20 protein-coding genes are annotated in these 25,470 nt (G+C 74.4%); 15 read left to right on the forward strand and 5 right to left on the reverse strand.

Annotated elements, in window-relative coordinates; translation table 11 throughout:
* The first annotated feature begins 157 nt into the window (after positions 1–157).
* The 6 genes from R4Z62_RS09650 (at position 158) to mmsB (ending at position 7,915) form a co-directional block, all read left to right on the forward strand.
* On the forward strand, positions 158–1,357 hold the full coding sequence (locus R4Z62_RS09650; protein WP_491519570.1) for a mandelate racemase/muconate lactonizing enzyme family protein: 1,200 nt from the start codon (positions 158–160) through the stop codon (positions 1,355–1,357).
* Complete coding sequence (locus R4Z62_RS09655; protein WP_491519571.1) at positions 1,354–2,358, forward strand: zinc-dependent alcohol dehydrogenase; 1,005 nt, start codon at positions 1,354–1,356, stop codon at positions 2,356–2,358. Before R4Z62_RS09650 ends, R4Z62_RS09655 begins: the two co-directional genes overlap by 4 nt.
* Before the next feature lie 191 nt (positions 2,359–2,549).
* Positions 2,550–3,518 carry a hypothetical protein gene (locus tag R4Z62_RS09660; RefSeq protein WP_491519572.1) on the forward strand — a complete coding sequence of 323 codons (969 nt, stop codon included), beginning with the start codon at positions 2,550–2,552 and terminating at the stop codon, positions 3,516–3,518.
* A 339-nt stretch (positions 3,519–3,857) separates the two neighbouring features.
* A complete protein-coding gene (gene chvE / locus R4Z62_RS09665) occupies positions 3,858–4,967 on the forward strand; it encodes a multiple monosaccharide ABC transporter substrate-binding protein (RefSeq protein ID WP_491519573.1) in 1,110 nt (369 codons plus the stop codon).
* A 66-nt stretch (positions 4,968–5,033) separates the two neighbouring features.
* Positions 5,034–6,674 (forward strand): multiple monosaccharide ABC transporter ATP-binding protein, encoded by a 1,641-nt coding sequence (gene mmsA / locus R4Z62_RS09670; protein ID WP_491519574.1) that lies wholly within the window; start codon positions 5,034–5,036, stop codon positions 6,672–6,674.
* Positions 6,671–7,915, forward strand: coding sequence for a multiple monosaccharide ABC transporter permease (gene mmsB, locus R4Z62_RS09675; RefSeq protein WP_064533016.1), 1,245 nt, complete (start codon positions 6,671–6,673; stop codon positions 7,913–7,915). Before mmsA ends, mmsB begins: the two co-directional genes overlap by 4 nt.
* Positions 7,916–8,039: 124 nt before the next feature.
* Here mmsB and R4Z62_RS09680 read toward each other — a convergent pair whose 3' ends face one another.
* Positions 8,040–8,507, reverse strand: coding sequence for an RrF2 family transcriptional regulator (locus tag R4Z62_RS09680; RefSeq protein WP_064533017.1), 468 nt, complete (start codon positions 8,505–8,507; stop codon positions 8,040–8,042).
* Positions 8,508–8,584: 77 nt separating this feature from the next.
* Here R4Z62_RS09680 and R4Z62_RS09685 point away from each other — a divergent pair, with 77 nt between their 5' ends.
* The 5 genes from R4Z62_RS09685 to R4Z62_RS09705 all read left to right on the forward strand — a co-directional run bounded on the left by R4Z62_RS09685 (position 8,585) and on the right by R4Z62_RS09705 (position 16,390).
* Positions 8,585–11,365 carry a glycoside hydrolase family 35 protein gene (locus R4Z62_RS09685; protein ID WP_491519575.1) on the forward strand — a complete coding sequence of 927 codons (2,781 nt, stop codon included), beginning with the start codon at positions 8,585–8,587 and terminating at the stop codon, positions 11,363–11,365.
* Between the two features lie 322 nt (positions 11,366–11,687).
* Positions 11,688–12,200: a hypothetical protein gene (locus R4Z62_RS09690; protein ID WP_064533019.1), complete on the forward strand. Its 513-nt coding sequence runs from the start codon at positions 11,688–11,690 to the stop codon at positions 12,198–12,200.
* Positions 12,197–13,588 (forward strand): MAB_1171c family putative transporter, encoded by a 1,392-nt coding sequence (locus tag R4Z62_RS09695; protein ID WP_491519576.1) that lies wholly within the window; start codon positions 12,197–12,199, stop codon positions 13,586–13,588. Before R4Z62_RS09690 ends, R4Z62_RS09695 begins: the two co-directional genes overlap by 4 nt.
* Positions 13,589–13,652: 64 nt before the next feature.
* On the forward strand, positions 13,653–14,828 hold the full coding sequence (locus R4Z62_RS09700; RefSeq protein WP_355483658.1) for an MAB_1171c family putative transporter: 1,176 nt from the start codon (positions 13,653–13,655) through the stop codon (positions 14,826–14,828).
* A gap of 26 nt (positions 14,829–14,854) precedes the next feature.
* Positions 14,855–16,390: an NAD(P)/FAD-dependent oxidoreductase gene (locus R4Z62_RS09705; RefSeq protein WP_491519577.1), complete on the forward strand. Its 1,536-nt coding sequence runs from the start codon at positions 14,855–14,857 to the stop codon at positions 16,388–16,390.
* 432 nt (positions 16,391–16,822) lie between these two features.
* Here R4Z62_RS09705 and R4Z62_RS09710 read toward each other — a convergent pair whose 3' ends face one another.
* The 3 genes from R4Z62_RS09710 to R4Z62_RS09720 form a co-directional block, all read right to left on the reverse strand.
* Positions 16,823–18,040: an IS110 family RNA-guided transposase gene (locus R4Z62_RS09710; RefSeq protein WP_491519578.1), complete on the reverse strand. Its 1,218-nt coding sequence runs from the start codon at positions 18,038–18,040 to the stop codon at positions 16,823–16,825.
* Between the two features lie 575 nt (positions 18,041–18,615).
* Positions 18,616–19,497 carry an SMP-30/gluconolactonase/LRE family protein gene (locus R4Z62_RS09715; RefSeq protein WP_491519579.1) on the reverse strand — a complete coding sequence of 294 codons (882 nt, stop codon included), beginning with the start codon at positions 19,495–19,497 and terminating at the stop codon, positions 18,616–18,618.
* Positions 19,494–20,267, reverse strand: a complete 774-nt coding sequence (locus R4Z62_RS09720) for an IclR family transcriptional regulator (RefSeq protein WP_064533022.1) — start codon at positions 20,265–20,267, stop codon at positions 19,494–19,496. The genes R4Z62_RS09715 and R4Z62_RS09720 overlap by 4 nt, the downstream gene beginning before the upstream one ends.
* A 217-nt stretch (positions 20,268–20,484) precedes the next feature.
* On the opposite strand from R4Z62_RS09720, the gene R4Z62_RS09725 reads away from it, so the two are divergent.
* A complete protein-coding gene (locus R4Z62_RS09725) occupies positions 20,485–21,078 on the forward strand; it encodes a hypothetical protein (protein WP_491519580.1) in 594 nt (197 codons plus the stop codon).
* On the opposite strand, the gene R4Z62_RS09730 is transcribed toward R4Z62_RS09725, so the two are convergent.
* On the reverse strand, positions 21,065–21,958 hold the full coding sequence (locus R4Z62_RS09730; protein ID WP_491519581.1) for an ATP-grasp domain-containing protein: 894 nt from the start codon (positions 21,956–21,958) through the stop codon (positions 21,065–21,067). The genes R4Z62_RS09725 and R4Z62_RS09730 overlap by 14 nt on opposite strands.
* Before the next feature lie 182 nt (positions 21,959–22,140).
* On the opposite strand from R4Z62_RS09730, the gene R4Z62_RS09735 reads away from it, so the two are divergent.
* The 3 genes from R4Z62_RS09735 (at position 22,141) to R4Z62_RS09745 (ending at position 25,470) form a co-directional block, all read left to right on the forward strand.
* The gene (locus R4Z62_RS09735; RefSeq protein ID WP_491519582.1) at positions 22,141–23,253 is read left to right on the forward strand and encodes a MerR family transcriptional regulator; all 1,113 of its coding nucleotides are present in this window, start codon (positions 22,141–22,143) and stop codon (positions 23,251–23,253) included.
* 373 nt (positions 23,254–23,626) lie between these two features.
* Complete coding sequence (locus tag R4Z62_RS09740; protein WP_491519583.1) at positions 23,627–23,821, forward strand: hypothetical protein; 195 nt, start codon at positions 23,627–23,629, stop codon at positions 23,819–23,821.
* A 173-nt stretch (positions 23,822–23,994) separates the two neighbouring features.
* Entirely contained in the window at positions 23,995–25,470 is a 1,476-nt protein-coding gene (locus tag R4Z62_RS09745; RefSeq protein ID WP_491519584.1) for an acyl-CoA synthetase, read from the forward strand.

The raw sequence follows: 25,470 nt of genomic DNA on the forward strand, positions 1-25,470 counted from the left end.
GTCCGCCCCATTGACACTGCCCGCGCCGCGTCCTTACTGTCACGCCAGCATTTCGAACGTGTGACGAAATATCGAACAACACGACAACGCGGCCGTCTGCACGCGCACCACCGCCGGGAACAGTCGAGCCGTCGCGATCAGCTGAGGGGCAACCGCCGTGCGCATCACCGAAATCAGCACCCATGTGGTCGGGACGCCGTGGCGCAACCTGACCTATGTCCAGGTGCACACCGACGAGGGGATCACGGGGGTCGGCGAGACCCGCATGCTGGGCCGCACCGACGCGCTGATCGGCTATCTGCGCGAGGCCGAGGCCAACCACATCCTCGGTTCCGACCCGTTCGCGGCCGAGGACCTCGTCCGCCGGATGAAGTACGGCGACTACGGCCGCGCCGGTGAGATCGTCATGTCCGGCATCGCCGTCGTGGAGATGGCCTGCTGGGACATCAAGGGCAAGGCGCTGGGCGTGCCGGTGTGGCAGTTGCTCGGCGGCAGGGTGACGGACAGGGTCAAGGCGTACGCCAACGGGTGGTACACGACCGAGCGGACCCCCGAGGCGTACCACGAGGCCGCGCGGGGGGTCATGGCGCGCGGGTACCGGGCGCTGAAGATCGACCCGTTCGGCACCGGGCACTTCGAACTGGACCACGAGCAGACCTGTTACGCCGTCTCGCTGATCGAGGCCGTACGGGACGCCATCGGTCCGGACGCCGAGCTGATGCTGGAGATGCACGGCCGCTTCTCGCCCGCCACGGCCGTCCGGCTGGCCCGGGAGATGGCGCCGTTCCGGCCGGCCTGGCTGGAGGAGCCGGTGCCGCCGGAGAACCTGAAGGCGCTGGCGAAGGTCGCCGCGAAGGTGGACGTCCCGGTCGCCACCGGCGAACGCGTCCACGACCGGATCGAGTTCCGCGAACTCCTGGAGAGCCAGGCCGCCGACATCCTCCAGCCGGACGTCGGCCATCTGGGCGGCATCTGGGAGACCCGCAAGCTGGCGGCGACCGCCGAGACGCACTACATGCTGGTGGCCCCGCACAACGTCGGCGGGTCCGTACTGACCGCCGCCTCCCTTCAAGTCGGTTTCTGCACACCCAACTTCAAGATCCTCGAACACTTCAACGACTTCGCGGACGCGGAGATCAAGAAGGTGGTCAGGGGCGCCCCGCAGGTGGACCCGGAGGACGGCTGCTTCCACCTCTCCCACGCGCCCGGCCTCGGCGTGGAGCTAGACGTCGAGGCAGCGGCCGAATTCCCGCAGCAGCGGGCGCGGTTCGACCTGTGGGCCGAGGGCTGGGAGACGCGCAGGCCCCAGGGCGCGGGCGGAGAGGCCGGCGGGGCCGGATCCGGGGGTGGCGCGTGAGCGCCGTCGTCGTCGAGGCACCGGGCGAGCACCGGATCGTGCCGCACGCGCCCCGCCCGCCGGGGCCCGGCGAGGCCCTGGTCGCGGTGCACGCGGTCGGCCTCTGCGGCAGCGACCTGGAGGTGTACCGGGGCAACCGCCCCGCCGAGTACGTCCGTTACCCGCTGACACCAGGCCACGAGTGGTCGGGCACGGTGCGCGCGGTGGGCGCCGGAGTGCCCGCGGCGCTGACCGGCCGCAAGGTGGTCGGCGAGGGGTTCCGCAACTGCCAGGTCTGCGACCGCTGCCACGCGGGCGAGACCACGCTGTGCGCCGCCGGGTACGAGGAGACCGGCTTCACGCTGCCCGGCGCGATGGCGGCCACGCTCACCCTGCCGGCCCGGCTGCTGCACGTCCTGCCGGACGGCGCCGACCTCACCGCCGCCGCCCTGCTGGAGCCCGCCGCGTGCGTGGCCGCCGCCGCGCTGAAGGCGGACGTCCGGCCGGGCGAGCGGGTCGCCGTGGTGGGCACCGGCACGCTCGGCCTGCTCGCCGTGCAGTTCCTGCGGGCGGTCTCCCCGGCCGAGCTGCTGGTGGTGGGCCTGCACACCGAACGGGCCGAACCGGCGCGGTCGTTCGGCGCCACCGGATTCCGTACCGCGGACGATCCGGCGCTCCCGGACGACTTCGACGTGGTCGTGGAGGCCGCCGGGTCGGCGGACGCGGCCCGTCTGTCCGCCTCGCTGCCGCGGCGCGGCGGGCGGCTGGTGCTGACCGGCCTCCCGGCACCGGGCGCCGCCGGACTCGACCCGGCCGGCCTGGTGGTACGGCAACTGGAGGTGCGCACCGTCTTCGGGGCACCGCCGGGAGCCTGGGCGCACGCCGTGCGGATGTTCACCGCCCGCCTGCTCGACCCGCTGCCGCTGGTCACCCATGAACTCCCGCTCACCGAGTTCGCGCGCGCCGTCGGTCTGGCCGGGTCCGGCGACCCCCGGGTGGGCAAGGTGCTGCTCCGCCCCTGATCACGGCTTCGGCTTCGCTTCCGGCCTCGGTCCCGGCCCCGGCCCCGGCCGCCCCGCCACGCGCCGCTTCCCCTCGCTTCCCTCGCTTCCCTCGCTTCCCTCGCTTCCCTCGCTTCCCGCACCCTATGGCGCGAACGGCGTCCGAAATACCGGACGAGCGCCTCGTTCGAACCGAACCCGGAGGACAGCCCGTGACCGACGCTTCCGCCACGGCGGCCCGCAGGCCCGGTGAGCCGGCGCTCTCCGCGCTCGGCCTGGCCGCCCCCGGCCCAGACCCCGCCGACTCCTCCCCGCACTCCTTCCCCGGCGGCGGCCGCTGGCGCACCGAGATCCCCTCCTGCGAGGGCCCGGAGGCACTGGCGGTGGTCCTGGAGGAGTCCGCGCGGCTCGACGTCCCGGTGCACCGGATCAGCCAGGGCAGCGGCGTGTGGATGCTGACCGACGCCGAGATCACCGAGATGGTCGGGGCGAGTGCCGAACGGGGCGTCGAACTCTGCCTGTTCACCGGTCCGCGCGGCACCTGGGACACCGGCGGCTCGGTGCGCACCGACTCGGGCGGCGCGGGACCGCGCGCCCGCGGCCACGACGCGGTCGCCGGGTGCGTCGAGGACGCCCTGCGCGCCACCGGACTGGGGGTGAGATGCCTGCTCGTGGCCGACGAGGGCGTGCTGTGGACACTGCACCGGGCGCGGACGGCGGGACTCCTCCCGGCCGACACCACCCTGAAGGTGTCCGCGCTGATCGGGCCGGTGAACCCGGCCGCGTACGCCGTCCACGAGCAGTTGGGCGCCGACTCCGTGAATGTGCCGAGCGATCTGACGCCCGCCCATCTCACCGAGATACGGCGGGTGTCGGCGGCGCCGATGGACATGTACATCGAGGCGCCGGACGACCTCGGCGGCTATGTGCGGATGTACGAGGTGGCCGAGCTGATCCGGCGCGGGGCGCCGCTGTACCTGAAGTTCGGTCTGTCCAGGGCGCCCGGCATCTATCCGTACGGGCACCATGTCCGCGACGTCGCCCTGGCCAGTGCGCGGGAGCGGGTCCGGCGCGGCCGGCTGGCGCTGGACCTGCTGGAGCGGCACGGGGCGGCCGGTGACATGGCGCCGCTCGGCTCGCGGCTGCCGGGCCCGCTCACCCGCTTCGACACACCGGCATAACGTTCCGGAAACTGAGCTTCACAGAAGCCGACACAGCCGCGCACAATCCCACACATCTGTTTCCCGGGCCGATCCGGCCCCGCAGTGCCCCGCAGTCGCACCGCCCGCAGTCGAACCGCCCGCCGCGCACCGCCCGGCAACTCCTCGGCACCACGGCACCACGGCACAGCACGACCGGCACAGCACCACCGCACCAGACGTGCACGACCGGCACTCCCGGCTCCACCGGCACCACCGGCACCACCCCCACAGCGTCGCCGCACCGCCATGTACCGCCATGTACTGCCCCGCACCGCTCGCACCGCCGGACCACCCGCACCCACATCGAGGATGATGACCATGCGCAACCGCAGAGCCGCACTCGCCGCCACCGCCACCGCCGCCTGCCTCCTCCTGGCCCTGTCCGCCTGCGGGCAGAACAGCGAGGGCGGCAGCAAGGAGGACAAGAGCGGCGCCAAGGGCGGCACCATCGGTGTCGCGATGCCGACCAAGTCGTCCGAGCGGTGGATCGCCGACGGCAACAACGTTGTCAAGAACCTGGAGTCCAAGGGCTACAAGGCCAAGCTGGTCTTCGGCGAGGACGACCCGGACACCCAGGTCTCGCAGATCGAGAACCTGATCACCCAGGGCGTCAAGGGCCTGATCGTCGCCGCCATCGACAACAAGTCCCTGAACAACGTGCTCCAGCAGGCCGCCGACGCCAAGATCCCGGTCATCTCCTACGACCGGCTGATCCTTGGGACCAAGAACGTCGACTACTACGCCTCCTTCGACAACGAGAAGGTCGGGCAGCTCCAGGCCGGTTACATCGTCGAGCAGCTCGGTCTGAAGAGCGGCAAGGGCCCCTTCAACATCGAGCTGTTCGCCGGTTCCAACGACGACAACAACACCAAGTACTTCTTCGACGGCGCGCTGAGCGTCCTCAAGCCGTACATCGACGGCAAGAAGCTGGTCGTCAGGTCCGGCCAGACGAAGCTGAACCAGGTGACCACGCTGCGCTGGGACGGCGCCACCGCCCAGCGGCGCATGGACGACATCCTCACCTCGGCCTACAAGAGCGCCCGGGTCGACGCCGTCCTGTCCCCCTACGACGGCATCTCCATCGGTGTGCTGTCCGCGCTGAAGTCGGACGGCTACGGCTCGCGCAGCAAGCCGCTGCCCGTCATCACAGGCCAGGACGCCGAGCTGGCCTCGGTGAAGTCGATCATCGCCGGGCAGCAGACGCAGACCGTCTACAAGGACACCCGCAAGCTCGCCGAGGTCGCCTCGACGATGGTCGACGACGTCCTCAACGGCAAGAAGCCCGAGGTCAACGACACCAAATCGTACGACAACGGCGCCAAGGTGGTGCCGTCCTACCTGCTCCAGCCGGTCAGCGTCGACAAGACGAACTACGAGGACGTCCTGGTCAAGGGCGGCTACTACACCGACGCGCAACTGGGCAAGTAGCCCCCTCCCGCACCCACCGGTACGACCACCACCGAACCGACCGACCACCGACCGGAAGGCACGACCATGGCGGGACCCGTCCTGGAAATGCGCTCGATCGTCAAGACCTTTCCCGGTGTCAAAGCGCTGTCGGACGTCACCCTGACCGTCCGCCGGGGTGAGGTCCACGCCATCTGCGGTGAGAACGGCGCCGGCAAGTCCACCCTGATGAAGGTGCTCTCCGGCGTGCATCCGCACGGGAGTTACGAGGGCGAGATCCTCTTCGAGGGCGAGACCTGCCGGTTCCGGGACATCCGGGCCAGCGAACAGCGCGGCATCGTCATCATCCACCAGGAACTGGCGCTGGTGCCCCATCTCTCCCTCGCGGAGAACATCTTCCTCGGCAACGAACACGCCAGGCGCGGGTTCATCGACTGGAACGACACGCTCAGGCACGCCGCGCAACTGCTGCGCCGCGTCGGCCTCGACGACCACCCGGAGACCCGGGTCTGCGACATCGGGGTCGGCAGGCAGCAGCTCGTGGAGATCGCCAAGGCGCTGTCGAAGTCGGTGAAGCTGCTCATCCTGGACGAGCCGACGGCCGCGCTCAACGACGAGGACAGCGGCAAACTCCTCGATCTCATCCTGGAGTTGAAGAACCAGGGCATCACCTCGATCATCATCTCCCACAAGCTGAACGAGATCCGCAAGGTCGCCGACTCGGTGACGATCCTGCGCGACGGCCGCACCATCGAGACGCTCGACGTGCGGGCCGCCGCCACCACCGAGGAACGCATCATCTCCGGGATGGTCGGCCGCGACCTCGACCACCGCTTCCCCGAACGCACCCCGCACCGGCCCGAGGAGGGCGCGGCACCGGCCCTGGAGATCCGCGGCTGGACCGTGTTCCACCCGATCGACCAGCAGCGCAAGGTCGTCGACGACGTGTCGCTCCAGGTGCGGCGCGGGGAGATCGTCGGCATCGCGGGCCTGATGGGCGCCGGCCGCACCGAGCTGGCCATGAGCGTCTTCGGCCGCTCCTACGGGCGCTACGCGGCCGGCACGGTCCTCAAGGACGGCACCGAGATCCGTACGAAGACCGTCGCGGAGGCGGTCGGGCACGGCATCGCGTACGTCACCGAGGACCGCAAGCACTACGGCCTGAACCTCATCGACACCATCAACCGCAACATCTCGCTGACCGCGCTGCGGAAGGTCGCCCGGCGGGGCGTGGTCGACGAGCACCGGGAACGGCAGGTCGCCGAGGGGTTCCGCACCTCCATGAACATCAAGGCGCCGACCGTGTTCGAGCCGGCGGGCAAGCTGTCCGGCGGCAACCAGCAGAAGGTCGTCCTCAGCAAGTGGATCTTCTCCGGGCCGGACGTGCTGATCCTGGACGAGCCCACCCGGGGCATCGACGTGGGCGCCAAGTACGAGATCTACACGGTGATCGACCGGTTGGCCGCGCAGGGCAAGGCGGTCGTCTTCATCTCCTCCGAACTGCCGGAACTGCTCGGCATGTGCGACCGGATCTACACCATGGCCGCCGGCCGACTGACCGGCGAGGTGCCGCGCGCCGAGGCCACCCAGGAGGTGCTGATGCGCCGTATGACGAAAGACCCGCAGGACCCGCAGGACCCGCAGGACCCGCAGGACCCCCGGGCCGCCCGGATCTCCCAGGACTCTCAGGACTCTCAGGACTCTCAGGACGAAGAGGTATCGCGATGAGTACGGATGTGAGCGCCAAGAGCCCGGCCCCGGCGCCGCCGGGCCGGGCCGGGGCGGAGTCCGGCGGCGGACTGCTCCAGCTGATGCTGGGCGGGCTGCGCCGCAACATGCGCCAGTACGGCATGCTGATCGCGCTCGGCCTGATCGTCGTCCTCTTCGAGATCTGGACCGACGGCGATCTGCTGCTGCCGCGCAACGTCTCCAACCTGGTCCTCCAGAACAGCTACATCCTGATCCTGGCCATCGGCATGATGCTGGTGATCATCGCCGGGCACATCGACCTGTCGGTCGGCTCGCTCACGGCGTTCGTGGGCGCCGTGGCGGCCGTGCTCACCGTCAGCCACCATCTCGCGTGGCCCGTCGCGGTGGTGCTGTGCCTGCTGGTGGGCGCGGCGGCGGGCTCGCTGCAAGGATTTCTGATCGCGTATCTGGGGATACCGTCGTTCATCGTCACCCTCGCCGGGATGCTGCTCTTCCGCGGGCTGACGGAGATCCTGCTCAAGGGGCAGACCCTCGGCCCGTTCCCGGACGGCCTGCAGAAGTTCGGCAACGGCTTCCTGCCCGAGGCGGGCCCGCACACCAACTACCACAATCCGACCCTGCTCCTGGGCCTCGTCCTCGTCGCCTCCGTGGTCTGGCAGGAGGTGCGCGACCGGCGCCGCCAGCAGGAGTTCTCCCTGGACGTGCTGCCCGCGCGGCTGTTCGCGCTCAAGCTCGTCGCGCTGGTCGCCGCGGTGCTGGTCGTCACCCTGCTGCTGGCCAGCTACAAGGGCGCGCCGATCGTGCTGATCGTCCTCGGCGCGCTGGTCGTCGGCTACGGCTATGTGATGCGCAACGCGGTCTTCGGCCGCCACATCTACGCGATCGGCGGCAACCTGCCGGCCGCGAAGCTGTCCGGCGTCAAGGACCGGCGGGTCACCTTCCAGGTGTTCCTGAACATGGGTGTGCTCGCCGCCCTGGCCGGCCTGGTCGTCGCCGCCCGGCTCAACGCGGCCTCGCCGAAGGCGGGCGTCAACTACGAGCTGGAGGCCATCGCCTCCTCCTTCATCGGCGGCGCCTCCATGAGCGGCGGTGTCGGCACCGTGCTCGGCGCGATCATCGGCGGTCTCGTCCTCGGCGTGCTCAACAACGGCATGAACCTGCTCAGCGTCGGCACCGACTGGCAGCAGGTCATCAAGGGCCTCGCCCTGCTCGCGGCGGTCGGCTTCGACGTGTGGAACAAGCGCAGGTCCGGCTCCTGAGACCGGGCGCCCGCCCCGCCCGCCGCGCACCGTCCCGCGGACGTCCGTACCGGCGGGCGGCCCGTGCCCGCGGGCTTTCCCACCGGCGTGGGAGAACCCGTGACCGCACGGGCCGCCCGCGCGGTCACGGGTTCTCCCACGCCGCCGGTTCCGCCGCCAGGGTCCGTACCGTCTCCGGCAGGGCGCCCGAGGCGATGTCGGCGAGGGTGACGCCCTCCAGGATCCGGCGGACATTGGCGCGCAGCGCGATCCACAGGGGCAGCAGCGGCTCGGCCGAGCCCGTGTAGGTCAGGCCGGTGGGGCGTTCGCCGCGTACGGATACGATGGGGCCGTCCACCGCGCGGATGACGTCGGCCACCGTGATCTGCGCCGCGTCCCGGGCCAGGGTGTAGCCGCCGCCCCCGCCGCGCCGGCTGGTGACCAGGCCCGCGCGGCGCAGGTCGCCGAGGATGCCCTCCAGGAACTTGTGCGGGATGCCCTGCTCGGCGGCGACCGTCTCCGCCTTCACCGGGCCCGCCTGGTCCTGCACCCCTCGTACGGCCAGTTCCAGAACCGCCCGTACCGCGTAGTCCGCCCGTGCCGAGATCCTCATGGGTCCATTGTGGGGCCCGGGACAGTGGAGAATGGCGGTGCCCGCGCCCCGTACCATCCGCCCGGGAGGCACTCACCTTGGCGCTCAGCAGACGTACATTCAGCGCCCTCGCGGGCTCCGCCGCGCTCGGTCTCGCACTGGGCGGCAGCGGTGGGCCGGGGGCGCCGGCGGCGTTCGCCGCGCGCGGGGTGCCGACGGGTCCGCCGCCGCCTGTTCCGGCCGCCGACGGGCGGCGCCACACCGTGGCCTTCGACCACTACTCGCTGCTGGTGGACGGCAGGCGGCTGGTGCTGTGGTCCGGCGAGATGCACCCGTTCCGGCTGCCCAGCCCCGGCCTGTGGCGGGACGTCCTCCAGAAGATGCGGGCGCACGGCTACAACGCGGTCACCGCGCGGGTGGCGTGGAACTACCACTCCGCCGCCCCGGGCACGTACGACTTCACGGGCGTGCGGGACCTCGGGCTGTTCCTGCGCACCGCCGCCGAAACCGGGCTCTACGTCGTGCTGCGGCCGGGCCCGCGCATCGGCGCCGACGTGGACGGCGGCGGCCTGCCCGGCTGGCTGCCCGCGGCCGCGGGCGCCTCGCCGACCGCCGACCCCGGGTACGCGCGGCACGCCGAGGAGTGGCTGGGCCGGGTCGACGCGATCGCCGCCCGGCACCTGTACACCCGGGGCGACGGCACGGTGCTGCTCTACCAGGTGGACAGCGGGGCGGCGGCGGACACCGGCGGCGCCCTGGTGTCCCGGCTGCTCGACAAGGTCCGCGCCGACGGCATCGACGTCCCCCTCTTCCACGGCGACCGCGGCGGCCGGTGGATGCCGCAGTCCTTCCCCCGCCCCGCGGGGTTCCTGTCGGACACCGGCGGCGGGCACGGCACCGGGGCACCGCACGCACGGGACGCGGCCGCCGTGCGGCGCGCCCAGCTCACGGACCTGGCCGGCGGCATCGCCCTGCACAACGTGTACCCGGCCTTCGGCGGCACCTCCTGGGGCTGGCTGCCCGGACCGGGCATGCCCGCGTCCTACGACCACGGCGCCGCCATCGACGAGGGACGCCAGGTGACCGCGGAGATGGTGCCCGCGCACCAGATCGGGCACATGCTGCGGCATCTGCCCGACTTCGCCAAGCTGGAGCGGGCCGGGGGCGCGAGCGCGCGCGGGCTCACGACGTACCACCTGCGCAACCCCGACACCGGCGGCCGGGTCCACATCCTGCGCAACGACAGCGACAAGGACGTCTCCTCGCTGCTGCCCGCCGCCGGTGAGGACCTGCCGGTGACGGTCCCGGCCAGGGACGCCCGGCTGGCGGTCACCGAGATGCGGCTGGGACTGCTCAGGGTGCGGTACTCCACCGCGCACCCGATGCTGTACCTCTCGGCCGGGCCGCTGGACATCGTCGTGTTCTGCGGACGGCGCGGTGACTCGGCCCGGCTGGCGCTGGAGGCGGCCGGAGAGCCGATGGTCACCCGGCTCAGCCAGCAGGTCGCCTATGTGTACGAGCGGCGTCTGGTACGGATCACGGTGCCCTTCGGCACCGGCCTCGCCGGGGCCCGGGTGGAGGCGGGCGAGACCGTCGACCGGCCGGTGCTGATGCTGTTCGCCGACGACAGGACGTCGTCGCGGCTGTGGCCGTACGAGACTCCGTCGGGCTCGCTGCTGGTCTGCGGGCCGAGGCTGCTGCGCACCGCCGCCGTCCAGGGGGCCACGCTCCACCTCACCGGCGACACCGTCGAGGCGACGAGGCTGGAGGTCTGGCCCCCGCACGGAGTGACGGCGGTGACGTGGAACGGCCGCCCGGTGCGCACCGTCCGCACCGGCTCGGGCAGTCTGCGCTCGGTCGCGCCGCTGGCGGGGGTGGCAAAGGTGGAGCTGCCCGTGCTGGGCGGCTGGCGGGCGCGGGCGGAGAGTCCCGAGTCCGCCCCCGGCTTCGACGACTCGGCGTGGCGGACCGCCGACCTGGCCTCCGCGGACGGCGGCACGGCCGGCGCGCGGAAGCAGCCGGTGCTGTCCGCCGACGCCTACGGCTTCCACTACGGCGCTGTCTGGTACCGGGGCGCCTTCACGGACGCCTCGGGCATCGGGTCGGTGTCGCTGGAGCACGGCGCGGGCCCCGGCGGGCTGCTGATGGCGTGGCTGGACGGGGAGCCGCTGGGCACGCACCAGGTGCCGGACCCGGGGCACGAGGGCGGCGCCGACGCGGGCACCGCCGTTCTCGCCGTGCCGCCGCACCTGCGGACCGGCGGCCGGCATGTGCTGGCCGTGCTGGTGCGGCCGGCGGCGCGGGCGCAGGACGACACGGCGCCCGGCACGGCCGCCGGGGCGGCGCGCGGGCTGGCGGCGGTGGACTTCGCCGGGGGCGAGCCGCGGGTGCGCTGGCGGATCCAGGGCGCGGGCCCGGCCGACCCGGTGCGCGGACCGCTGAACAACGGCGGCCTGCACGGGGAGCGGGAGGGCTGGCACCTGCCGGGCTTCCCGGACGGCGGCTGGGACAAGGTGTCCTTCCCGCGTGCCGTGCGGCGCCAGGGGGTCACCTGGTACCGGACCACGTTCAAGCCGTCGGTCGCGGCGGGCACGGACGCCTCGGTGGGGCTGGTGCTCGACGACGACCCGCACCGCGAGTGGCGGGCGCAGGTCTTCCTGAACGGCTGGAACCTGGGCGAGTACGTCAACGGCGCGGCCGGGCGGCGCCCGCTCGTCCTGCCGGACGGGATCCTGCGCACCCGGGACACCAACACCCTGGCCCTGGCCGTCCTGTCCGGGGCGGACACGGAGGCGGGGCCCGGCCGGGTGCGGCTGACGCTGCTGGGATCCGCGGCCGGCGGGGTGCCGGTGGCGCCGGTGTCCTCCCCCGGCCGCTGAGTCCCCGGTCCCGGCGGGCGGGGGCCGCCGCCGTTCCCGGACGGGGTCCGTCCCCGGACGGGGTCCGTCCCCGGACGGGGCCCCGCACTCCGGGCCCGGGGCACCGCGATCCGGACGCCGGACGCCGTGCCCCGGACACCGGACATGGTGATCCGGACGCCGGGCATCGTGACCCGGGTGCCGGGCGTCGTGATCCGGGCGGCGCGATCCGGGCGAGAGCGCCGCGAAAGAACCTTTCCCCGGGCCGGTCGGCCGGAGAGGATGGGGGGTCCGGCAGACCGAGGGGGGCGACAAAGGGAGATGAGTGCGTAGGAAACGGGAGATGCGGCGCCTCGCCGAGACTCTCATCGGCCCGCTCCGGGTACCGGTCCCCGCGGACCCGGAGACATTGTTCGCCGCCCTCGTCGACTCGGTCGCCGCCTGGCGCGGCCGGCCGGTCGTCGTCCGCCGGGAGATCTTCCCGCCGCACACCGCGAGCGGGCTGTGGCTGGAGGGCGAGACACAGGACGTGGTGGTCATCGACCGGCGGGCCGCCGCGTGGCACCAGATCGTGATCTTCTGCCACGAGGTGTGGCACATGAGCCGGCGGGACGCGGACGCCGCGGGCCCGGTCCCGGCGGGCGGTCCGCCCCGGCCGGTCGCCGCCCGCACCGACTTCAGCCTGGCCGACGAGCAGGAGGCCGACCGGTTCGGCATGCTCATGGGCGGCAGACTGCGCGGCTGGCTGGAGGAGGCACCGGCGGGCGGCGCGTCCGCCGCGGCCCCCGGCGCCGACGAGGACATCGCCGGACGCATCGGATCGGCACTCAACTACCGGGGAACACCCAGGACATGAGCGGGATGATCAACTACGTCAGCTGCGGCGCGCTGTGGCTGGGCCTGGCGGTGAAGACCCCCGATCTGGTCCGCCGCCGGCACGATCCGTATCTGCGCGCGCTCTGCGTGGTGCTGGCCCTGGCGGGCACCTGCTTCGTCCTGGGCGCCGCGCCGACGGTCGGCGCCGTCAACCGGCTCAGCGGCGTGCCGAACATCGCCGCACCGCTCACCTACGCGTCGATCACCGCCTACAGCGCCGCCTCCCAGGTCCTCGTCGTCCACTGGCGGGGCGGGGGGCGGGTGCGCCGGGTGACCCGCCGCTGGGTGGCGGCCTACGCCTGCGTGCTCGTCGGCATCGCCGCCCTGTTCGCGCTGGGCGAGGCGCCGGTGGAGCGCCGTACGGATCTGGACACGTACTACGCGACGACGCCGTTCATCGCCGAGATGATCGTGCTGTACCTGGCCGGGCACCTCGTCGCGGTGAGCGTCACCACGGTCTCGGCGCTGCGCTGGGCCCGCACGGTGCACGGCTGGCTGCGCGCGGGGCTGGTGATGCTGGGTCTCGGCTCCCTGTGCAGCGCCGGTTACGCGGTGACCAAGTTCGTCGCGGTGGGGGCCCGTTGGTCCGGGCGCGACTGGTCCTCGCTCGGCACCGACGTGTCACCGGCCGCCGCGGGCCTGGGCGCGCTGGTGACCACGGTCGGCATCCTCGTACCGCTGGCGGGGCCGCGGCTGACGCGGTGGCGGCGGTCCTGGCGGACGTACAACCGGCTGGCGCCGCTGGAACGGCTGCTGGACGGCCTGCTCACCCGCCACGCCCTCCGGCTGCCCCGCCCGCGCTGGTGCTCCCCGACGACCCGGCTGATGTGGCGCCAGACGAGCATCCACAACGCGCTCGGCTATCTGGACGCGTTCTTCGACGGCGCCCTGTACGAGCGCACCCGGGCCACGGCCCTGGCGGCCACCGGTGACCAGGAGCGGGCGGAGGCCGCCGCCTGGGCGGCGGTCATCACCGCGGCCCTGGGGCAGCCGTCCGGGGACGGCCCGCGGTCCCCGCACCCGCACGGCGGCGGCGGTACGGCGCTGGAGGCGGCGGTCCGCGGACCGGCGCCCTCGCCGCCGGCGGGCGGGACCGGCCGGGCGGCGGAGGCCGCCGGAGCGGCCGGGCAGCACCTCGTCCTGCTCGACGGGATCGGCCCCACGGCGGGCCCCGAGGGCATCGGCGGCCCGTGGCCGGTCCTGCTCGACGGTGTCGGCCGCCCCCCGGCCCCGCTGGACGCCGGGCAGGGCGAGGGGGCCCGGCCGGGCGGGCGGACCCCCGGCCCCGCGCTGCTCCTGCGGATCGCCGACGCCCTGCGGGCCCCGGAGCCCCCGGCGCCCGGCTCCCGGCCCTCGGGGGCGGCGTGAGCAGGCGCCCGGCACCGCCGCCGCTCCCGCGCACCGTGTCCCCGACGCGGCGGGGGTGGTGTCCGTGAGTCTCGTCGTGTATCTGGCGGCCGGGCTGCTGGGACTGGCCGCGATCGTGCTGTGCCGCCGCCCGCCGCGCGCCGGGTGGGACCCGCTGACCGTGTCGACGTGCGTGTCGATCCTGCTGGCCTCGCTGGTGTTCGTCTGCTCGGCGCCGCTGACGCTGGCGGCCGTCAACCGCCTCACGGGCATCCCCAACTTCGGCGCCCCGCTGACCTACGGCATGATCAGCGCGTACAGCTGCTCGCTGCTGATCCTGCTGGTCCACTGGCGCGGCGGGCCCCGGCGGCAGGTGCGGCGGATGGTGCTGCGCAGCGTCGCCGCGTACGTGGCGCTGATCGCCGTGATCGTCGTGCTGTTCCTGCTGGGCGACGCCCGCACCGAGCGGCTCAACGACCTCGACACGTACTACGCCAACACGCCGTACCTGTGCGAGATGATCCTGCTCTACCTGATCGGGCACAGCGCGGCGACCCTGGCGATGTGCACGCTGTGCGTGAAGTGGAGCCGGGAGGTGACCGGGCTGCTGCGGGCCGGGCTGCGGCTGATCCTGGCCGGTTCGGCGCTGGACGTGGCCGGATTCCAGCTGACCAAGTACACGGCGGTGGTGGCGCGTTGGTCGGGCCACGACCTGGACGTGCTGTCCACGCAGGTGGCCCCGCCGCTGGCGTCGCTGGCCGCGCTGCTGTGCTCCGCGGGCTTCGCGCTGCCCCGGCTGCTGCCCTCGGTCCTCGCGCAGGTGCGCAGCCTGGACGACTACCGCAGCCTGGCGCCGCTGTGGGCACGGGTGCGGTTCGTGTCCACCGCGCCCAAACCGCCCAGCGGCTGGTGGCAGTTGCCGCGGGCCCGGCTGCACTGGCGGGAGGTGTCCATCCACGACGCGCTGCTCGGCCTCGCCCCGTACTTCGACGACGAGGTCCGCGAACGCGCCCTGGCCGCCGCCCGGCGCGCGGGCCGCACCGGGCACGAGGCGCGGATCGCGGCGGAGGCGGCGATGCTCGCCGACGCCGCGCGCCGCGCCGCCGCACGCGAGGAGCCGCTGCCCACGCCGAGCGGTTACCGTCTGCACGCCACGGAGGTGTCCGGGACGGGGGGTCTGGTGGAACTGGCGCAGGCACTGGTCAGGCCGCCCGCCGGAACCCCCGTGCGGGGAGGGGCGGTACGGACCTCCCCCGGCTGAGCCCGCGACCCACTCCGAGGAGTCCGATGTCCCCCTCCCCCAGTCACCGTCCGCGCAGAGCCGTGGTCGTCGGTGCCGGTCTGGCCGGCATGCTGGCCGCCGCGGCGCTGTCCTCCGCCGTGGACGACGTGGTCGTCCTCGACCGGGACGACCTGCCCGACGGCCCTGAACACCGCAAGGGGCTGCCCCAGGGCCGCCACGCCCATCTGCTGATGGCCGGGGGCCTGGCCGCGATGGAGGAACTGGTACCGGGCGGCGGGGTGCGCGAGCGGCTGCTCGCGGCGGGCGCCCGGGAGATCCCGCTCGGCTCGGGCATGCTGGCCCTGACCTCCGAGGGCTGGTTCCGGCGCTGGCGGCACGACGGTCCGCGGGTGCTCAGCTGCACCCGCGCGCTGCTGGACTGGACCGTGCGCGACCTGGTCCTCACCCGCACCGGCACCCAGATCCGCAGGGCGCGGGCGGTGGGCCTCACGGGCGACGCGCGGCGGGTGCGCGGGGTGCGGATCGCGCCGGCCGGGGGCGGGACGGCCGACGGCGGGACGGCCGGCGGCGGGACGGCCGGCGGCGGGACGGCCGGCGGCGGGACGGCCGGCGGCGGCGAGGAGACCGAACTGGCCGCGGATCTCGTGGTCGACGCGAGCGGGCGCGGCTCACGGGTCGTCACCTGGCTGGCGGAGACGGGCATCACGGACGTGCGGACCAGAAGCGTCGACTGCGGGCTGGTGAACGCCACCCGCGTCTACCGGACCCCGGCGGGTGCCGAGCAGTTCCCGCTGACGGTCGTGCAGGCGGACCCCTACCGGTCCGCGCCCGGCCGCAGCGGCATGCTGCTGCCGATCGAGCGGGACCGCTGGATGGTCAGTCTCGCCGGGACGCGCGGCGGCGGCGAGCCGCCCGCCGACCCGGACGGCTTCCTGGCCTACGCGTTCGCCCTCGCCAGCCCGATCGTGGGCCGGCTCGCCGCCGGGGCCGAGCCGCTGACCGGGGTGCACCTCAGCCGCAGCACCAGCAACGAGCGGCGCTATCTGGAGCGGACCGCGCGCTGGCCCGAGGGCTTCGTCGTGCTGGGCGACGCGCTGGCCACCTTCAACCCGGCCTACGGGCAGGGCATGTCGGTGGCCGCGCTGGGAGCGCGGCTGCTCGCCCGGGAGCTGCGGCGCGGCGGCCCGGACGCGCCCGGCCTGTCCCGGCGGGTGCAGCGCGGGGCCGCCCGGTCGGTCGACGCGGCCTGGGCGGCGGCGGTCGGCCAGGACGTCTGGTACCCGCAGACACGCGGCGCCCGGCCGACCCCGGCGGACCGCCTCGCCACCGCCTACAGCCGCCGCCTCACCCGCTCGGCCACCGGCTCCTACCGGGCGGCGGCGGCCCTGTGGGACGTGACCAGCATGCGCACGGGCCCCGAACGCCTCTTCCGCCCCACCACCCTCCTGGACGTCGCCTGCGGCCCCCTCCTCCCACCCCTCTCCGGCCCCCCACTGACCCCGTCCGAACGCAAGACCCTGGACACCCTGGACCGCCCCGGCCCGAGGACACCGTCCGCGCCTCCGGCACGACGGGGCTGAGGCGGGGCTGGGCCGGGAGGGCGGTCGCGCCCGAGAGGGCGGGCCGGGGGCGGGCCCGGGAGCCGGGGTCGGGGCCTGGGCCGCTGCCGTCTTCCAGCCTGAGGGCCGGGGGCAGCTCCCCCGGAGCGGCCGGGAAATGCCCCGGCCCGAGACACAGGTGCGGTACGGCTGAGGCCGGGCGGCGGGCCAGGACAGCGGCAGCGGCCGACGGACCGGCCAGCGGGCCCAGAGGCCGAGGTGGGGGCCCTGGACCCCTGCCTCCCTTCGGCCTGGCGGCCGGGAGCAGCCCGCCGGGGCTGCCGGGAAGGCCCCCGGGCCCGAGACACCCGGTGCGGCATGGTGACGCCGGGCGGCGACCGGCCCCCCGGGGGGGTGCCTCTATGTCGTTCGTCAAGGCATCCCTGTCGGGTTTGGGATGGTTCGGGATGGGGGTTATGCGGCGAGTTCGACGTCCTTCGGTGTCCGGGACTCGTAGAAGGTGCCGTCGCGGAGCATGGCGAACAGGACGCTGATGCGTTGGCGGGCGAGGCGGAGGAGGGCTTGGGTGTGGGTTTTGCCGCGGGCTCGTTGCTTGTCGTAGTAGGTGCGGGAGGCGGGGTCGGCGTTCATGCAGGCGAAGGCGGAGAGGAACATGGCCCGTTTGAGCTGCCGGTTTCCGCCTCGGGGTGCGTGTTCGCCGTGGATCGAGGTCCCGGATGACTTCGTGGTGGGGGCGAGGCCGGCGTAGGAGGCGAGGTGGGCGGCGGTGGGGAAGCTGGTGCCGTCGCCGACGGTGGTCAGCAGGACTGCGGCGGTCCTGACGCCGACGCCGGGCATCGAGGTCAGGACCTGGGAAAGAGGGTGGGCCTCCAGCAGGGTGTTGATCTGGGCTTGAAGGGCCCGGCGCTGTTCGTGGACGGCGGCGAGCGAGCGGGCCAGGGACGGGACCACGATGTCGAGGGTGCCGGTGCCGGGAACGATCACGGTCTGCTCGTCCAGGGCGTCGAAAACGTCGTCGATCAGCCGTGCGGCCATGCGCGGGGCCTTGGGCCGGATCAGCTCGACGAGGCGGCGCCGGCCGGCTTTGCGCAGAGCGGCCGGGGATCCGTGACGTTCCAGGAGCCAGGTGACGGCCTGGTGGTCCAGACGGGGTCCCAGGACCCGCTCCAGCGACGGGTGGAACTGGGTGAGCAGGCCGCGTATCCGGTTGCTGGTGCGGGTGGCCTCGGCGGCCAGATCCTGGTCGAAGCCGGTCAGGACGGTCAGCTCGGCGGTGATCTCGTCGGTCAGTTCGAGCGAGCGCAGAGTGTGGGGCATGGTGCGTGCGGCGTCGGCGATGACGGCCGCATCCTTGGCGTCGGTCTTGGCCTCGCCGGGGTAGAGGTCGGCGATCCGTCGCATGGCCAGGCCGGGCAGGTAGGCGACGCGGCAGCCGGCGTCGCGGGCGACGGCCAGGGGCAGGGCGCCGATGGAGGCGGGCTGGTCCACGATCACCAGGACGCTGCCGAACTTCGCGGTCAGCTTGTCGAACACGGTCCGCAGCTTCGGCTCGCTGTTGGGCAGCGGCTTGTCGAAGACCTTCTTCCCGGCCGGGGCGAGCCCGTGCCCGTGATGGGCGGACTTGCCGACGTCCAGGCCGAGGAACACGCCCACGTCTTCGATCTCGAACATCGCACCCTTCCAGGGGTTTTGACGGTGCCGGCCTCGGCTCGGGTGTCGTGCTCGCGCATCCACGTTATGCAGACCTGCCGCCCGCGAACTGTCCGGCATTGCGCCGGGCCGGACGGTGGCCGGACCTCTGATCAGCGTCTCCGACGAACACCCCCAGACCCGGTGACACCACCCCCCAGGTCATGCCTTCGACAGGGGGCAACAGTCATGCCAGGCCCGGAGGCCAGCGATCCCGTTGCAGGACCGCGAAAAACATAACGGGGGCGGCGGGGACGGCGGACCGGCGGACCCGTCTGCGGGCCAGGGCCGGGGCCGGGGCCGGGGTCGGGGCCGGGGCCCAGGGCCGCTGCCGCCCTCCGGCCTGCGGGCCGGGAACAGCCCACCAGGGCAGCCAGCGAACGGCCCCCCGCCCTCGCCACCGGCATGGCACAGCGCAGCACGGCTGGGGCCCGGCGCCCCTTGCCCCGGCGTCCCTTGCCCCGGCGTCCCCGCCCCAGGACCCGGCAGAGCGGCCGACGGACCGGCCGCCGGGGCCGGTCGGAGGGCCGGTCCCGTCCGCGCCCGCTGCGCCGTGGTCAGCCCGCGAAGGCGGGCTGGGGGAGGCCGTGGCCCGCGTCGGGGACGACCAGGAGGGCGCCCGCGAGGGGGTGCGGGGCGGAGGGGCCGGTGCTGGCCGAGGTGATGTACAGGTCGGTCAGCGCGGCGCCGCCGAACGCGCAGGCCGTGGTCCGGGCGACGGGGAGTTCCACGACCCGGTCCAGCGTGCCGTCCGGGGTGTAGCGGCGTACCGCCCCGCCCTCCCACAGGGCCACCCACACACAGCCGTCCGCGTCGACGGTCAGGCCGTCCGGGAAGCCCGCGCCCTCCTCCACCCGGGCCAGCGGGCGCCGGTTCACGGCCTGCCGGGCGCCGTCGACGCCGTCGACGCCGTCCAGGACGTCGAAGACGTCGATCCGGCCGGTGGGCGTGTCGGCGTAGTACATCCGGCGGCCGTCCGGGCTCCAGCCGATGCCGTTGCTCACCGTCACGTCGGTCAGGAAGGGTTCGGCCGTGCCGTCACCGGTGACGCGGGTCAGCGTGCCGCCGCCCGGCGCCTCGTCGTAGCGCATGGTGCCCGCCCACAGGGAGCCGTCCGGGGCCACGGCGGCGTCGTTGCCCCGGCGGCCGGGCACCGGGTCGCGGTGCAGCCAGCGGAACGCGCCGTCCGGGCCCGGGTCGACCAGGCCCACCCCGTCGCGCAGGTTCAGCACCAGGCCGCCGCCGGTGCGCGGCTTGGCCGCGCCCACGTGCTGCCCGGTGGCGCGGACCGTGCGCCGGCCGGTGGCCGGGTCCCAGGTGTGCACCCGGGAGGAGAGGATGTCGATCCAGATCAGGTGCCCGGCCACCGGGTCCCAGGTGGGCCCCTCGCCCAGTTCGGCCCGCTCCGGCGCCGCCGCCTCGTACTCCGGCCGCCTCATGCCGCGCTCCGGTGGCCGAGGCGCTCGGAGAGCTCGGCGGCGCCCCGCACGGCGAGCCGCTCCAGTTCGCCGGTGCGCTCCTCGCTCCAGCGGACCATCGGCACCGAGATGGACAGGGCGGCGACGACCTCGCCGGTGCGGTCGCGCACCGGGGCGGCCACGCAGCTGACGTCCGGGTTCGACTCGCGGTTCTCCACGGCGAGCCCGCGCTGCCTTATCCCGGCCAGCGCCGCGCGCAGCACGGCCGGGTCGGTGATGCTGTCGGGCGTCATCGCGGCCAGCACCGCGTCGTCCGGGACGCGCGCCGCGAGTTCGGACTCGGGCAGCGAGGCGAGCAGCATCTTTCCGACCGAGGTGCAGTGCGCGGGCAGGCGGCGGCCGGCCGCGGAGACCATGCGCACCGCGTGGGTGGAGTCGACCTTCGCGATGTAGATGACGTCGGTGCCCTCCAGTATCGCGACGTGCACCGTCTCGTCGCAGGTCTCGGCCACCGAGCGGGCCACCTGCTGGCCCTCGGCGGCCAGGTCGAGCTGCTCGGCGTAGCGGCTGCCCAGCTGGTACGGGCGGACGCCGAGCCGGTAGCGGCCGGGCTGCCCGGTGACCGGGACGATGTACTGGCGGGCGGCGAGCGTGGTGACCAGCTCGTGCACCGTGGTGCGCGGCAGCTGGAGCCGGCGCACGATGTCCGGGGCGGAGAGCGTGCCGTCCCCGTCGAGGAAGAGCTCCAGTATGTCCAGAGCCCGGGTCACGGCGGGTACGAGACGTCCCACGGCCGGCCCCCTCCCTGAATCCGGCCTGTTCGAGATTTCAACAGGCGACCGACATGGCGAACGAGGAACATTCACAGGCTAGCCATGGGGGTGGGGCGGGGCAATGGGGCGGCGGTGGCGCGCGGGGCGCATGCCGCCGGGTGGGCGATCGAGGAGCGTCCGCCGCCGGACCGCCGACCGCGGAACGTCTGCCGCCGGGTGGGCGATCATGGAGCGTATGACCGCCTCCGCCGCCGGTTCCCGGCCCCCGTTCACCGCGCGCGACGTCCAGCTGGTGCTGCTGCGCCGCATGGCCGACCACCAGCCGGACCTGGTGGCCGACGCGCGCCGCGAGCTGGGCGCCACGGCGGCGGAGATGCGGGAGGCGAACAAGCGGTGGCAGGCGATGGCGCACACACCGCGCGGCCACTCGGACGCCGTCTTCCGCGGCGCGCTCGGCGCGCCCGAGTCCACGGCGGCCCGCCGCGTCGGCGACGTGGAGTGCGAGGCGCGGCAGTGGCCGCTGCCGCTGTGGCCCACGCTGCGCCTGGAAGTGCTGAGCGGACCGCGCGGCCGGGTCTGGAACGCCTGGCTGGTACGGGCGCCGGGCGCCCCGGCGCCCGTCCTGCGCACGCTCGACGACCTGACCCCCTGGTCCTGCACGGTCGACGAGGCCGCCCGCGCCTTCGCCCCGGCCCGCCCCCTGGAGGGCACGGCGCCCACCCGGTGGGGGCTCCTCTTCACCGCGCCCGACGCGCGGGGCGCGGCGCACGAGGTGGCCGCAGAGTTCACCTGGGGGCTGCTCCAGCGCACGCGCGTCAAGGACGCGTAGGCACCGCGGCGGCGGCCAGGATCTCCGCGACGACCCGCTCCAGCGAGCCCGGGTGCAGCCACAGGAACAGGTTCGGCTCGACCAGTTCGAGTTCCATCACGCACGGGGCGCCGTCCGGTCCGTCCACCAGGTCCACCCGGGCGTACAGCAGCTCGGGCGCGCCGGGTACGGCGGCCAACGCGCTCTCGGCGACCGCGAGTTCGGCGGTGGTCGGGGTCCACGGCTCAAGGCCCGGGTGGGCCGTCTTCTGAGCGTCGTAGGCGGTGCCGGGCGAGAGCACGGCCCGCTTGCGGCTGGCGTGCAGCAGCCGGCCCCCGGCGTACTGGAGCGCCCGCTCCCCGCTGACGTCGATCCGCTCCAGATAGGGCTGCACCATCGCGGTCAGGCCCCCGGCGTGCAGCCGGGCCACCTGCGCGGCGGCCGTCCCGCGCTCGGCGGGCGTGTAGCGGGCGGCGAGCCGGGCGCCCGCGCCGAAGACCGGCTTGACGACGAAGTCGTGGCCGCCGGGCAGGTCCCGCGGCCCGCAGGGCTCCCCGGGCGCCACGTACCGGGTGGGCACCACCGGCACCCCGGCGGCGGCGAGGTCCCCGAGGTAGCGCTTGTCGGTGTTCCAGCGCACGACGGCGGCCGGGTTGGCGAGCCGCGTCGCCTTCGCGCAGCGCTCCGCCCAGGCGGTGAACTCCGCCGCGCGCCCGCTGTAGTCCCATGTGGACCGTATGACGACCAGGTCGTACCCGGCCCAGTCGGCGTCCGGATCGTCCCAGTGCACGGCCTCGGCGTCCGCTCCGGCCGCGCGCAGCGCCGCGACCAGCGGCCCGAGGTCACGGTCCCGGCTCGGGGCGGTGCCGGGGTCGTAGGTGGCGAGGGCGACACGGGACACGGCGGGCTCCTTCGGCGGGCACGGCACAGTACGGATCGGAGGCGGGCACGGCACAGTACGGATCGGAACGGACGGCGGACCGCCCGCACGCTAACAACCCCCGCCGCAACCGGAACACCCCTGTTGACCTTCACCTTCGGGGAAGCCCCAGCATCGGTGGCGGGAACGGAATCGAGGTCCACATGCACACGGGCACGGCCATGCTGACGATCGGCGCCTTTGCGAAGGCGTCCCGGCTCTCGCCGAAGGCGCTGCGGCTGTACGACGAGCTGGGGTTGCTGCGCCCGGCGCGGGTCGACCCGGACACCGGGTACCGCTACTACGCGCCGGACCAGTTGGAGCAGGCGCGGCTGGTGGCGTGGCTGCGGCGGCTGGGAATGCCGCTGGCCGGCATCCGCCGGGTGTGCGCGCTCGCACCGGACGCCGCCGCCCGCGAGATCCGTGCCCATTGGGGCCGGGTGGAGGCGGAGACGGCCGTACGGCGGGACCTCGCGGCGTTCCTCGCCGACCACCTCGACCACCTCTCGGACAGGTCTGACCGCCTGTCTGACCGCTCTTCGGCACCGCCGAGGAAGGACACCACCATGCTGGAACTGCGCTACGCCGCCTGCTCGGACCGCGGCCGGGTGCGCCCCGCCAACCAGGACACCGCCTACGCCGGGACACGGCTGCTCGCCGTGGCCGACGGGTACGGGCCCGCGGGGGCGCGGGCGGGCGGCGCGGCCGTGACGGCGCTGAAGGCGCTGGACACGGCCGAACCGCCCGCCGGGAGCGTGCTGAACCTGCTGGAGGACGCGGTCCAGGGCGCGACCCGGGCGGTGGCGGACGCGGTGGGCGACGCGGAGGCCGGTACGACGCTCACCGCGCTGCTGTGGACCGGTTCCCGGCTCGCCCTGGTGCACATCGGGGACAGCAGGGCGTATCTGCTGCGCGGAGGCGGGCTGTTCCGGGTCACCCACGACCACACGGTGGTCCAGGCGATGCTGGACGAGGGGCGGCTGACGCCCGAGGAGGCGGTGAGCCACCCGCAGCGCGCGCTGCTCCTCAGGGCCCTGGACGGCACCGCCACCCCGCCCGTCCCGGACCTGCGCCTGCACGACGCCCTGCCCGGCGACCGGTATCTGCTCTGCTCGGACGGCCTGACCGCCGTCGTGCCCGACGACCGGATCCGGTCCCTGCTCGCCGCCGCCGAGAGCCCGGACGCGGCCGTACGGTCCCTGGTCGGCGCGGCGAACGCATCCGGCGGCCCGGACAACGTCAGCTGTGTGGTCGCGGACGTGGTGGGGGCCCGCTGAGGAAGCGAGGGGGGAGAGGAGGGGACCTGCGGCACAGCCCCGGCGTGGCGCACGGCACGCGCGGCGGCCGTGGGCCGGTGGCGGGCGCGTACGGCAGGATCGCCCCGCGGCGGGCCCGCTGCCGCCCCTGGCCGGGCGGGCCGTGGCCGCCGTCCGCGCCCACGGCTTCGCCCACTCCTGCCGGGATCCGCCTGGTGAGCGTGGAGCGGGACCCGGAGCGCGCCCGGGTCGCCGCCGGTGTGTTCGCCGGGCGGCCCGGGACGGAGGTGCTCGTCGGGGACTGGCGGCGGATCGAGGAGTACGGACCCTACGACCTGCTCGTCCTGGACGGTGGCGGGCAGGGCAAGGCGCCCGGGGGGATGCTCCCGCGGACGTGCGCCGGCTGCTCGCGCCCGGCGGCACGGTCGTCGTCGACGGCTTCACCCCGGCCGCCTCCTGGCCGCCCCGGCACGAGGGCGCGGTGGGCCGGGCCCGGCTGCACTGGCTGGAGCGTCCCGCGCCGCACGCCGCCGAAGTCCGGCTCGCGGCCGGCCTGAGCGCGGTCGTGGGGCGACGGCGTCCGGGGTAGGACGGTGCTGTGGGTCCCACGACCGGTCCGGCCGCCCCGGTACCGAGGGGTGGCCGGGCCCGGCGGCCGGGACACTGACCAGGTGACCGGCCGGCCCGTCCGGTGACCCAGACGAACACGACGAACACGATGAACACCACGTACACGATGTACACGACGAAGGAGTCCGCCGCGTGTCCTCCCTCTTTCCGGCCCTGACGGATGCCCCGGGGCCCCGGCCCGCCCTGCGGTTCGGCGACCGGGCGCTGACGTATGCGGAACTGGCGGCGGCGGCCGGTGCCGTCGGCGCGCGGGTGCGGGGCCGGGAGCGGGTCGCCGTGTGGGCGACGCCCGCGCTGGAGACGGCCGTGGCCGTGGTGGGCGCGCTGCTCGCCGGGGTGAGCGTCGTACCGCTGAACCCGAGGTCCGGCGGGAAGGAGCTGGGGCACATCCTCGCCGACAGCGCCCCCTCGCTGGTGCTGGCCGCCCCCGGCGACGAACTGCCCGGCGTGCTCGCCGGATCGCACCGCGTCGACGTGGACGTACGGGAGCGGGGGCCGGTCCCGGCCGAGGACGGCCGGGCGGGCGACGAGGATCCCGCGCTGGTCGTCTACACCTCCGGCACCACAGGACCGCCCAAGGGCGCCGTCATCCCGCGCCGGGCCGTCGCCCACACCCTGGACGCGCTGGCGGACGCATGGGCGTGGACCGCCGGGGACGTGCTGGTGCACGGGCTGCCGCTGTTCCATGTGCACGGCCTGGTCCTCGGCACGCTCGGCCCGCTGCGGCACGGCGGCTCGGTGCGGCACCTGGGCCGGTTCACGACGCAGGGCGTGGCCCGGGAGCTGTCGGACGGGGCGACGATGCTGTTCGGGGTGCCGACCATGTACCACCGGATCGCGGAGGCGCTGCCGGACTCCCCCGAGCTGGCCGGGGCGCTGGCGGGCGCCCGGCTGCTGGTCTCCGGTTCGGCCGCGCTGCCGGTGCACGACCACGAGCGGATCGCGGCGGCGACCGGGCGGCGGGTGATCGAGCGGTACGGGATGACCGAGACCCTGATGAACACGAGTGTGCGGGCGGACGGCCAGGCCCGCGCGGGCACGGTCGGGCCGCCGCTGCCGGGCGTCGGTCTGCGGCTGGTGGAGGAGGACGGGACGCCCCTGACCGCGTACGACGGCGAGAGCGTCGGCGAGATCCAGGTGCGCGGCCCGAACCTGTTCACGCAGTACCTGAACCGGCCCGACGCGACGGCCGCCGCCTTCACGGCCGACGGCTGGTTCCGCACCGGGGACATGGCGGTGCGCGACCCGGACGGCTATGTCCGGATCGTCGGCCGCAAGGCCACCGACCTGATCAAGAGCGGCGGTTACAAGATCGGCGCGGGCGAGATCGAGAACGCGCTCCTGGAGCATCCCGGTGTCCGCGAGGCCGCCGTCACCGGGGAGCCGGACGCCGACCTCGGCGAACGGATCGTCGCCTGGATCGTCCCGGCGGACCCGGCCGCCCCGCCCGGTACCGAGGAGCTGGCCGGGCACGTGGCCGGGCGGCTGGCCCCGCACAAGCGGCCCCGGGTGGTCCGGCTGCTCGACGCGCTGCCCCGCAACGACATGGGCAAGATCATGAAGCGGGCGCTGCCGCAGGGCGGCCCGGCCGCGGAAGGCGGGCGCTGA

Source organism: Streptomyces sp. PL-25, from assembly GCF_058344915.1.

Bases quoted from the DNA above. Each gene is read 5' to 3' on its own strand.
- chvE (WP_491519573.1), top strand. From the start codon at position 3,858: ATGCGCAACCGCAGAGCCGCACTCGCCGCCACCGCCACCGCCGCCTGC.
- mmsA (WP_491519574.1), top strand. From the start codon at position 5,034: ATGGCGGGACCCGTCCTGGAAATGCGCTCGATCGTCAAGACCTTTCCC.
- mmsB (WP_064533016.1), top strand. From the start codon at position 6,671: ATGAGTACGGATGTGAGCGCCAAGAGCCCGGCCCCGGCGCCGCCGGGC.
- R4Z62_RS09680 (WP_064533017.1), bottom strand. From the start codon at position 8,507: ATGAGGATCTCGGCACGGGCGGACTACGCGGTACGGGCGGTTCTGGAA.
- R4Z62_RS09690 (WP_064533019.1), top strand. From the start codon at position 11,688: ATGCGGCGCCTCGCCGAGACTCTCATCGGCCCGCTCCGGGTACCGGTC.
- R4Z62_RS09695 (WP_491519576.1), top strand. From the start codon at position 12,197: ATGAGCGGGATGATCAACTACGTCAGCTGCGGCGCGCTGTGGCTGGGC.
- R4Z62_RS09705 (WP_491519577.1), top strand. From the start codon at position 14,855: ATGTCCCCCTCCCCCAGTCACCGTCCGCGCAGAGCCGTGGTCGTCGGT.
- R4Z62_RS09710 (WP_491519578.1), bottom strand. From the start codon at position 18,040: ATGTTCGAGATCGAAGACGTGGGCGTGTTCCTCGGCCTGGACGTCGGC.
- R4Z62_RS09715 (WP_491519579.1), bottom strand. From the start codon at position 19,497: ATGAGGCGGCCGGAGTACGAGGCGGCGGCGCCGGAGCGGGCCGAACTG.
- R4Z62_RS09725 (WP_491519580.1), top strand. From the start codon at position 20,485: ATGACCGCCTCCGCCGCCGGTTCCCGGCCCCCGTTCACCGCGCGCGAC.
- R4Z62_RS09735 (WP_491519582.1), top strand. From the start codon at position 22,141: ATGCACACGGGCACGGCCATGCTGACGATCGGCGCCTTTGCGAAGGCG.